Genomic DNA, 1,990 nt, shown 5'->3' on the forward strand with positions numbered 1-1,990 from the left:
CCACCCGCGGGCCCGCAGGCCCCGCCCGGTCCATCCGGTCCGTCCGCCGCACCCGCCGCCGGCCGCAACGGCGCAGGGCCCGACCGCGACCGCCCCGACGGCGCCTCCCGCCGGCTCGTGCTCGTCGGCGAACCGGAAGTCGGCCGGTACGCCCTCGCCGCGCGCCGCCGCCTGGAGCTCCTGGCCGAGGCCAGCGCCCGGATCGGCACCACCCTCGACGTCCACCGCACCGCCCGCGAGCTGGCCGAGGTCGCCGTCCCGGGCCTCGCCGACTACGTCACCGTCGACGTGCCCGAAGCCGTCCTGCGCGGCGAGGAGCCCACGGACGCCGCCGGCACCGTCCGGCGCACCGTGGTCCACGGCATCCGCGACGACCACCCCTTCCGCCCCGAAGGCAGCCCCGTCGAGCTGCGCCCCGGCACGCCCCACCTGCGCTGCCTGGCCGACGGCAAGGCCGTCGTCGAGCCCGACCTCGCCGCCGGCGGATGGCTCGCACGCGGACCGGACCCCGCCGCCGCCCTCGGCGGCCACCCCGTGCACTCCCTCATCGCCGTCCCGCTGCGCGCCCGGGGCGGAAACCTCGGCGTGGCCGCCTTCTACCGCTCCGAGGACCCCGCCCCCTTCGCCGACGACGACGCCTGGCTCGCCCGGGAACTCTGCGCCCGCGCCGCCCTGTGCATGGACAACGCCCGCCAGTACACCCGCGAGCACACCCTGGCCCTCGCCCTCCAGCGCAGCCTGCTCCCGCACCGCCTCCCGGAGCAGGGCGCCGTCGAGGTCGCCCACCGCTACCTGCCCGCCGAATCCGGGGTCGGCGGCGACTGGTTCGACGTCATCCCCCTCTCCGGCACCCGCGTCGCCCTCCTCGTCGGAGACGTCGTCGGCCACGGGCTGCACGCCGCCGCCACCATGGGCCGGCTGCGCACCGCCGCCCGGAACTTCGCCGAACTCGAACTCGCCCCCGACGAACTCCTCACCCACCTCGACAACCTCCTGGTCCGCCTGGACAGGGAAGAGGGCGGCGACAGCGACACGGGCAGCACCGGCATCGTCGGGGCCACCTGCCTGTACGTCATCTACGACCCCACCACCCGCGAGTGCGCCATGGCCCGGGCCGGCCACCTGCCGCCCGCCGTGGTCCGCCCCGACGGCTCCGTCGACTTCCCCGAACTGCCCGCCGGACCGCCGCTCGGCCTGGGCGGGCTGCCGTTCGAGACGGCCGCGATCGACCTGCCCGAAGGCAGCACGCTCGTCCTGTACACCGACGGACTCGTCGAGGACCGCCACCGCGACATCGACGCCGCCCTGGAAGACCTGCGCCGCGCCCTCGCCCACCCCGGCCGCACCCCCGAGGACACCTGCCGCTCCGTCATCGACGCCGTCGCACCCGACCACCCCGACGACGACATCGCCCTGCTCGCCGCACGCATCCACACCCTGCCCGCCGAGCGGATCGCCGCCTGGGACGTCCCGGCGGACCCGGCCCGCGTCGGCGAGATCAGGGCCGTCGCCACCCGCACGCTCGCCGAGTGGGGCCTGGAGGAGCCGGCGTTCGCCGTCGAGCTGCTGCTCAGCGAACTCGTCACCAACGCCGTCCGCTACGGCGGCGAGCCCATCCAGGTCCGCCTGATACGCGACCGCACCCTCATCTGCGAGGTCTCCGACGGCGGCAGCACCGCCCCCCACCTGCGCCGCGCCGCCGCCACGGACGAGGGCGGGCGCGGCCTGTTCCTCGTCGCGCAGCTCTCCCAGGCCTGGGGCACCCGCTACACCCCCCGCGGCAAGGTGATCTGGGCCGAGTGCGCCCTGGACGCCGCGTGAGCCGGCCCGCGGAGGCGCCCTCCCCGCCGACTGGCCCATTGGGGCCACAGCAAGGGGCGACATATCGGATATGGGTGGGTGGTTACCAGTAGCATCCGGATCACGAACCCGCCAGGCGGCCCCGGAGACGTCCGTGTATGACCCGTCCGACACCCCGAACAGCCCGCCC

Annotated in this window: 1 protein-coding gene; it reads left to right on the plus strand. The window is 76.1% G+C overall.

Annotation, left to right across the window (positions count from 1 at the left end; translation table 11 throughout):
* On the plus strand, positions 1-1,821 hold a 1,821-nt coding region (locus tag EF903_RS32050), incomplete at its 5' end, for a SpoIIE family protein phosphatase (protein WP_260616207.1).
* Between the last annotated feature and the right edge of the window lie 169 nt (positions 1,822-1,990).

Origin of the sequence: Streptomyces sp. WAC05292 (assembly GCF_003949955.1) — a bacterium.
Lineage (GTDB): Bacteria > Actinomycetota > Actinomycetes > Streptomycetales > Streptomycetaceae > Streptomyces > Streptomyces globosus.